Below are 9,270 nucleotides of genomic sequence, written 5' to 3'. Positions count from 1 at the left end.
CAAAAGAACGAATTTTTATCCAATATTTTTGTAAATAAATGCGTAATGATAATTATTTTCGGTAAATGTTCCGGTAGAAAAAATTAGAAAATTATCGCGCTAAAAAAACGAATTTATAGAGGTTCCCTTCTTGAAAAATTACAATCCAACGAATCACACAAACGCCGACAAGCGGCTCAGTCGGTGTTTTATCTTGGCGCCAGCCAATACGGTTATTACGATATCATTGAAAAGCAAGCAAAAGCGTTGATTGATAGTTATGGAAAATCCACACGTTTTCAATCGGATTTATTGGCATGGTATGTAAAAGCCTTGTCGTCGTCCGGCCAAGAAAAATATCGTTCGTTAATTCAGCAAGCAAAAGATCTCAACCATGAACGCTTAAACTTTCATGCCTCATTATCGTTAATCATGCTGGACAGATTCAAAGTTTGGTACGGCATGATGGATACCATCGGCCCAATTATAGATGCTTCCCAATTTGATTTGCATTTCTTACTCCTTAGCGCCCCTTATCTATCGCTAAAAGAGTCGGGAGCGGTTTTTTTAAAAGAAAAACGTTACAACACTGACCCTTTGGTCATTGAAAAAAGTTTCGAAGAGTTTTCGCTTTTCTACCCCTATGTTCGCCGCAGTAAACGCCAAGTTTCTCCCGCTATTCGAATGATGCAAATGATGGCATTGTCGGGGAATGAAAAGTATTTGAATGTGTTAAAAAAAGCGGAAGAGACTGCGCCAAGTGAGCATGTTCGGGCCCATGCTAAGGCACAAGCGCATGCGTTGAGACGGCGTATGTGAGCGGTGTTAATTGATTGTATGATGAGAATTTTTTATGTAGCATTCAAAATTATTTATTTTTATTGCCCTCTTTTTTGGAAGACTTTACGGAAATTTTGCTTGATTATTGATCAGGCAAGATGTTTCTTTTGTATAGGAGTAATACATGTCTATTAAGCGCCTTAATTGGTTATCCGCGTTAGTTGTTTCTTGTATTGGCTTTCATGGCCATACTGAAGCGCAGCAACCAATTGACCTAGATGATGACCGTTACACTGTTTATGTTGGTGATACCAATGGGGATGGTAAGGACGATATTTACCTAGAGCGCAAAGACACGATTATTCCTATATTGGGTGAAGTCGTTACGCCTATTCCTGTTCAAATTGGCGATAATTTTTTGATTGAAACCAACGGCGATAATTATAACTCTGCTGTGGTTATCTCCGATGCCCAAGTAAATGTGGCGTCATTATCTCGAGTGAATTCTGCATTGTATTTTGATTACAACGGTGATGGTATTACCGATATCGTTTTGCGTAAGCAAGGCACCATGTTATACGACATGGCCATTTTAGGCGGTGGCAGTAATAGACCTCAATTTGCCGCAAATATTGATTTAGATGGCGCTGGTGGTTCTAATGCGATACCGCCCAGCGTGGCCGGTACGGTGAATGTTAACCGCGCTAGTGTTGTTGCGTCCGATAAAATTGGCGCCCTTGCTGGCCAGTTCCGTGTCAATGAGTCCGGTGCAGCTACTTACTCTGTACCGATTTTTGTACCAAAGGGTACCGCTGGTGTCGCTCCCGAAGTTTCTCTTAATTATTCCTCTCAATCTGGGAATGGTTTGGTCGGACAGGGTTGGTCTATTGGTGGTGTATCTAGCATATCCCGTTGTCGACAAACTTTATTGGTAGATGGTAAGGCTAGGCCTATTACGTGGAGTGATGAAGATCGCTTTTGTTTTAATGGACAGCGCCTCGTCCTAACGGGTGGTGATAGCTATGGAGCAGTAGGAAGCACTTATCGAACCGAAATTGACAATTTTTCAGTCATAAAGGCAGTTGCTGGTACAGCAGGCCACCCACAATATTTTGAAGTGCATGCAAAAGACGGTTCAATATCGTATTACGGTAACACGGCAGATTCCCGTATTACACGTAGTAATGGGCAAGCATTGACTTGGGCGATTAATCGTTTTAAAGATAATGTCGGAAACCGAATAGACTACCGTTACAATAAGACAGCGAATACTCACAAAATCGATAAAATTGAATATGGTAGTGCTGGGCAGTTGCACTCTAAGGTCGATTTTCACTATGAAGCTGGCCGTCAGGATGTGATCTCCGGTTACTCAGCTGGCATTCAAGTGAAAACCGTAGATCGTTTGAATGCCATTACCGTTCACAACGGCAGTGCTCAGCTGCGAAAGTATTTTGTTAATTACGATACTGTTAATACTGATCTTTCACGAGTTACCTCTGTTCAAGAGTGCGCAGGCGCGAATGCCGATGTGTGTACACCGGCAACAAAGTTTAATTGGAGTTATCCCGTCGTTGGTTTTGATGCGAATGCAACAGATTCATTTGGTGCGAGTAATCAACCGCTGTTGGACTATAAGCCATTCGATGTAAATGGCGATGGTAGAATGGATTTGGCGTACTTAACTTATTCTAAGGGTAATGACGATTATTTGTTTCGTTACGCAGTGTCGGATGGAAATAAATTAGTCAATCAAAATTTTGAAATTCGATATCATGAAACTCCTGGTGATGGTGAAAAAGTTAAAATTGAAGCTGTAGATTACAATGCGGATGGTCGTGGTGATATTTTGCTTTATAGTAGTAGAGAGGAGAAGTGGACGTTATATCTATCCACTCCTATGAGCAATGGTCAGTGGCGTCTACAGAAAATAAGTGGGGAATTAGATTTTTTAAAAGAGGAGCGTACCTTTTTCTCTGATTTAAATGGGGATGGCTTGGTTGATGCTTACTACTACAGGGCCCCCTTTGTACCGTATAGTGCTGGTCGTGCTGATATTACAGTTCATTACATGATTAAAGATGTAGAAGATAATGCTTCATCGTCTACATTTTATCGATTTTCTCCTAACGCTAAAAAATATTTTCTGTCCGATATTGATACTGGTGTAGGGAATACCTATCCTTATCAGTCACGAGATGTAATCCCTTCGACTTTCGGCGATTATAACGGCGATGGATATGTTGATGTTGTTATGACTGCTTGTGCTCAAAATTGTTCCTCTCACCTTGCTAGCTTAACCCCTTCGGGATTTCTTGACTTAGAAATTCAGTTTCCAATAGAAGTGTCTAGTGTAAGATCCGGTAGTCAGGTCGTTGATTTTAATAATGATGGTTATACAGACATATTTACTCATGATACGGCATACATCAGTGATGGAAGTCGACTTTTTTCTATTGGGAAAATAGGTAATGATGATTATGAGTCAGAGACATTTCGGGATATTAATAATGATGGTTACCCAGACTTTATTTATCAAAATACTAATCTTAAACGATTAAAAGTTAAATATTGGTTGCCAAAAGAGTCTCGTTTTAGCAACACTTCTAGCGACATACCACAATATGTTGTCGATTTAAATGCTTATCGAAATCGTATAAGCGGCAGCTCCGTATCATTGCCTCCAGCTTATCGTAGTTTTTTTCCTACTACTGGCAATAATAAAGACCAATATTTGTTCATGGATGTCACTGGCAATGGAGCACTAGATGCTATTTTTTATGACTATAGTGATCAAAGGTTCAAGTTTTACCATAATAAAAATAAAGGGGTGATTAATCATTCCATTTCAAGCGTGACAAATGGTTTAGGTGAGGTGATATCAATAAATTATGAGCCTATTTCTCAAACAGAGTCGTACACATATATTGATGCCGTAACCACCTCAAATTCCACAAGGCGTCGTTGTTTTTCAGTCAATTCAATAACAAGTTGCTTCCCTTATGCGAGTAAAGTGCTTTCTAAGACTGAGTTTTATCAACAGCTAAACACCCCTTTTGACGGTTTGGATAATACCGTAAGTAATGAAATAGAGGCCCCTGTATTGAGTGGTATCGGTGCGATGTATGTTGTGACTCGTGTGTCTAGTAGCGATCCAACGGCGACCGATAATAACAATATGAGTCGCGTAAGTTACCATTATAGTGGGGCAAAGCTTCAAGCCGGTGGTCGTGGCTTTTTAGGATTTAAAAAGTTATCAACTATTGATGAACAAACGGGTGTTCGTACAGAAACAACTTACAGGCAAGATTTCCCCTATATTGGTAGTCCATTGTCGACAGTTTCTTATTTGGGTAGCAATATATTGACTGAGGCTAATAACAAGTGGGGAAGAAAAATCTTTCAGTATGCAATATATAACCCTCAGCCTTGCCCAGAAGGCGCAATGTGTAAGCCCACTCCACCTACTTACCTGGGCAAAAAACGCTACCAACCGTTTATAGAAAACTCTTTAGAAAAAACATTTCGAGTTAATAGCTCTCTTAACACCAGTGATCAGCCAAGCATTTCAATTGGCTCAAACATAGTGTCTCAATTAGAGGTTTCTAGTTTGTATGATAACTTCGGTAATCCGACTCGTATTATTCAAAAAACGACGGGTGATGGAGTTACATATACACTAACTACTAATAACCAGTATGGTAATTCAGATGAGTATCGGCGTTTAGGTCGTTTAACTCGCTCGTCTGTGACCCATTCTCGCAATGACAACAGCGATTCCGATATTACCCGAGTTTCTGAGTTTAATTATTACGGTCTTAATGAATCGGGTTGTTCTGGTGGTCATCGCTTTAGGGGAATGCTCTGTCGCGAAGTTATTGAGCCTGGAACGGAATATCAATTGGCAACCACGTATGAATACGATGTTTTTGGCAACCAAGTAAAATCCACCTCAATGGGGTCAAATGGTTCGTCAGTTGAATCTCGTTCATCATCCGCCACTTTTACCAGTATCGGCCGCTATGGAGATACATCAACGAATGCATTTAATCAGCGTATTAGTGATGTGTCTGCCTTCAATCTTTATGGTGAGCCAACTCATATAAAAGATACGTTAGGCAATACTGCACAGTTTGCCTATTCAGACTTTGGTGCGCAATATTACGAGTACAGCCCAGCGGGAAATCATACAATTACGTTGAAGCAGCCGAAGGGCGGAAGATGCCCTGCAAATTCATCCTTTCAAATTAACCAGCGTACCGGTGATGGTTCAGAGGCCATTGAGTGTTTTGACAAGCTTGGCCGCAGTATTCGAAAGACAGCCAAATTAATGGATGGCAGTTGGACATACTCTGATACGCATTATGGCCAATTAGGTCGTGTGGTTAAGCAATCTGAGCCCTACAAACCGGGTCAAGCAATTTATTGGACGCATTACACCTATGATGTTTTGGGTAATGTTTTAAAGATAACGCAACCGCCGGTTGATGGTGCTGCTCGAATCAGTCGGGTTAGTTATGCGGGTTTAAGTACCACGACAACCAATGCGCGTGGTTATAATAAAACCGAAACCAATAATGCCTTGGGTGAATTAAAAACCGTTCGTGATGCAGCCGGTACGACGGTGACTTATCAATACGATGATGTTGGAAATTTACGATTTACCACTACACAATCGGGGGCGGTAAGTCATCGAATTGAAGTGGGCTACGATGCTGCATCCAAGGGTCGTTTTAAATCCCACATGCGCGACCCAGATAAAGGTTATTGGTCATACCGCTTTAACGCATTTGGTGAATTGATTCGTCAAACCAATGCCAATGGCCAAACCACGACCATGGAGTACGACCGATTGGGTCGTATGACCGGTCGAAAAGACCAAGACGGCACTAATGCGGTTTGGGCTTATCATAACGGCGGTGGTAATGGCGCCACACAGTTGGCGTACGAAGTCCAATATGCTTCTAATGGAAATCAGCAATACCGAGTCGGTTATGATTATGACTCTCTCGGTCGTGCCTATCGTAAAACCACCTCTATAGATGGGGTTGCTCATACCGAGAGAACCACCTTTGATCAATATGGTCGTGTTTTCCAAAGCTTCGATTCGGCGTCGGTGAAAGGTGCTAGTAATGGGGTGCGCTATACCTATCAAAACGGCCAGTTGCATAAGGTGTTGGATGCCCACAATACAAGCCATGCCTACTATCAAGTGGTTAGTGTGGATGCGCGCGGTAATGTTACTCAATACCAATTTGGCAATGGGGTTACCACTACGGCCAGTTATGACCCGTCAACAGGGATGATTGATACTCAAACGGCGTCAGTTGGCAGTATTACGGGCAAAATCCAAGAGCTGGTGTACGACTGGGATACAGTAGGCAACCTTGAGTCTCGTATTGAGCGTAGCGGGAACAAGAACCTCACAGAGACCTTTCATTATGACCGGATTAATCGCTTAGATTGGTCGCAGGTAAGTGGTAGAGGGCGACAAAATTTCGACTACGATGCCTTTGGCAATATTACGTTTAAAACCGGGGTAGGGCATTACCGTTATGGTTCGGCCTGTGCCAGTGGCGGCTATGGTGCACATGCGGTTTGTGCGCTTAGAGCCACAAGTAGTGGCAGCGAAGTCGAAACCTTTGAGTATGATGCGAACGGCAACATGGTGGCACATCGTAACGCCCGAGGGGACGATCGTACCTTTGTTTACAGCAGTTTTGATAAGCCAGTGCTGATAGAGCAGGGCACTCATGTGGTGACCTTTGACTACGGCACGGCTCGTAATCGTTATCGCCGGGTGGATGACGCCAATGGCGATATTACCGAAACGTTATACTTGGGTAATGTCGAAAAAATTACTAAGCCGAATGGCACTCAGCAGTACAAGCGTTATATCAATGGCGTTGCTGTGGTTACCATAGAGATAGGAACACAAAATAACTTCGAGCGTGAAGTGACTCACTATTTGCATAAAGATCACTTGGGTTCTACTGATGTCATTACCGACTATGTGGGTAATGTTATTCAGGATATGAGTTTCGATGCATGGGGAATGCGTCGTGAAGCGGCAAATTGGGCCAGCTATAGCGTCAAAGATCTCATTGTCATGGCGGGCAGTTACAGCTTGGCGAATGTGCAGGGTAATAATGACATCACAACTCGAGGCTTTACTGGGCACGAACAAGTTGACCAGGTAGGTGTGATTCATATGAATGGGCGTATATATGACGCCCGTTTAAGCCGCTTTTTGCAAGCCGACCCTTTAATTGATGGGGTAGCTCATACACAGGGGTATAACCGCTACTCTTATGGTAAGAGTAATCCGCTTAATGGTACCGATCCAAGTGGGTATGACTTCTTTAGGGAGGTGTTTGATGACATCACAGGTATTACAGAAAGCCCAGTATTAAACGCGGCGGCACAGCTTTTATCATGTTATTTTGGTGGGCCTGTGGGATGTGGTGCATATGCTGCTGCCTCTGCTCGGGGGCATGGAGCTTCGGGATTTCAATCTTTAATGGCCGGTTTTACTGCGTATATATCTGCTAATGCTTTCTTAAATTTAAATGCTGTTAATTTTGGTGCGGGATTGTATGGGGCCACTCTTAAAGCTCTCGCGTATGGATCGCTTGGTGGCACCACTTCCGTTTTGCAGGGTGGTAAATTTGGCCATGGTTTTGTTAGTGCTGGGTTAGGTCAGGCTTTAGGTGGTGGTGGTGGTAAGCTTCCTACGAGAGTGTTGGTAGGTGCAGTTATTGGGGGAACCGTTTCTGAGCTTACTGGTGGTAAGTTTGCGAATGGTGCTGCTACTGCTGCATTTTTCACTATGGTAAGAAGTGCTATGGGTGTGTTATCTAATACTGGTAAAGGGGGCCATGGCCCTGGTGCCCCTCCTAATGAGACGCCTCAAGAGAGAATAGATCGATTGAAGAGGCAAGCATTTGAGGATTACCCTGAATTGGAAGAACTTTATGGGGATATAGAAGTTGTTCCGGGTAAGTTTTGGAACTCTGATACCCATGGTGAGTGGTCTGGCCAAAATAGGTTGACTATAGCCTACGAAGGTCGAACGGATGAATGGATTCAGATGACGATCGTTCATGAATTTTTGCACGTTGACGAGGCGGCATTTCTTAACCAATTACGCAATATATACCGCTTTTCTGAAATTTTTAATCATTATTCTGATTACCGGATTAATAATGATTGGCACGATCCTAACATCAGAAAATTTGGCCGTGATTATCATCAACATTTGCTTGATCGAAAGGCTTTGGGTGAATTTTTCCCTGACCAGGTTTCTCCAATGCCTTCACTAGATGATTTACCGTGGAGGAAATGACATATGCTTAAATATTCAGTTGTTGTTTTGATATTTTTTACGCTGCTTTTTTTATATGGAGTTTCTTTCATAGAGTCACGGTCTGATAAAATTGCAACAAAATTTTGCATTTATGGTATGACTAAGAGTTTATTAAAGAAAAAGTATTTATTTGAGGGGCATTATCCTGATAGCGATGATTGGGCGGTGCTCATAGTTGAATACCTTCCTGAGATAAAGTGCGGCACTCCAATTGCTTTAGCTGGCTCTACTCTTATTTTTCATGGTGATAGTAAGATAGAGTATGACTATGAAACAGCTCACAGTGCTAGGTTGTCATTGTTGGTAGGTAGAAAAACGCTAGAATCAAACCAAATGGGTAATCTAAAAGGAAATTAGTATAGGAACGTCTGAATTAGCTGGTTTATTACACAGCAAATAAACCAGCTAATGAGGCGAATTCAACTTGAAGTACACCACCTAGTTATCGAAAAAAGAGTTCCGCTGGAGTTTGGTAGTTTAATATTTTTCTGGTGCGATGATTGATTGTATCGACAGCAGTTTGTAGTTGTCTATTGGTGATCGTTGAGAAATCGGTTCCTTTTGGGAAAAAACGACGTAACAGAGCGTTTGTATTTTCATTGGTTCCTCTTTGCCAAGAACAGTAAGGATCGGCAAAATAGACGTTGACATTAAGAGATTGTTGGAGGCTTTTAAAGCCAGAAAATTCCTTTCCGTTATCCAACGTTATAGTGTGGCCGTTGGTGGAGGAACATTTCCGCCAGAAGCATTTCGATAAAACGATATCGAGAAAGGAAACTAACAGGGCGCCCATGATAATTTGTTTGCTTTGATGCAAATGCACCTCCATAAGTATTGAAAACTTATGGGGGTTGCGCTGGTAGCAGAGGGTTTTTATTTTATGAGAGATTTAGTCCTAGTCGTTTCAGCTGTATTAGTTGATGAGTGCCTGCATTACATTGGTTGGATTGATTATAGGGAACCTCTATAAATTCGTTTTTTTAGCGCGATAATTTTCTAATTTTTTCTACCGGAACACTTACCGAAAATAATTATCATTACGCATTTATTTACAAAAATATTGGATAAAAATTCGTTCTTTTGATGATTTTTTCTCCCTATTTGTATATTCCAGACGCACGTTGGCCGCATAGCGTGACAAATCG

4 protein-coding genes are annotated in these 9,270 nt (G+C 42.0%); 3 read left to right on the top strand and 1 reads right to left on the bottom strand.

Going from position 1 to position 9,270, the window contains the following annotated elements:
• The first annotated feature begins 183 nt into the window (after positions 1-183).
• From LU351_RS19695 to LU351_RS19685, 3 genes are all read left to right on the top strand, one after another.
• Entirely contained in the window at positions 184-798 is a 615-nt protein-coding gene (locus LU351_RS19695; protein ID WP_232595808.1) for a hypothetical protein, read from the top strand.
• A gap of 145 nt (positions 799-943) precedes the next feature.
• Positions 944-8,104: a SpvB/TcaC N-terminal domain-containing protein gene (locus LU351_RS19690; protein WP_232595807.1), complete on the top strand. Its 7,161-nt coding sequence runs from the start codon at positions 944-946 to the stop codon at positions 8,102-8,104.
• A 3-nt stretch (positions 8,105-8,107) separates the two neighbouring features.
• The gene (locus tag LU351_RS19685) at positions 8,108-8,482 is read left to right on the top strand and encodes a hypothetical protein (RefSeq protein ID WP_232595806.1); all 375 of its coding nucleotides are present in this window, start codon (positions 8,108-8,110) and stop codon (positions 8,480-8,482) included.
• An 85-nt stretch (positions 8,483-8,567) separates the two neighbouring features.
• Here LU351_RS19685 and LU351_RS19680 read toward each other — a convergent pair whose 3' ends face one another.
• Positions 8,568-8,942, bottom strand: a complete 375-nt coding sequence (locus tag LU351_RS19680; RefSeq protein WP_232595805.1) for an IS30 family transposase — start codon at positions 8,940-8,942, stop codon at positions 8,568-8,570.
• Positions 8,943-9,270: the final 328 nt, after the last annotated feature.

It is taken from the genome of Marinibactrum halimedae, from assembly GCF_021234875.1.
In the GTDB taxonomy this organism is placed as follows: domain Bacteria; phylum Pseudomonadota; class Gammaproteobacteria; order Pseudomonadales; family Cellvibrionaceae; genus Marinibactrum; species Marinibactrum halimedae.
Note: the sequence above shows the minus strand (reverse complement) of the source record. Positions and strands in the feature narration are given on the sequence as shown.

Excerpts from the sequence above, each read along its gene's own strand:
- LU351_RS19685 (WP_232595806.1), top strand. The coding sequence starts at position 8,108 with ATGCTTAAATATTCAGTTGTTGTTTTGATATTTTTTACGCTGCTTTTT.
- LU351_RS19690 (WP_232595807.1), top strand. The coding sequence starts at position 944 with ATGTCTATTAAGCGCCTTAATTGGTTATCCGCGTTAGTTGTTTCTTGT.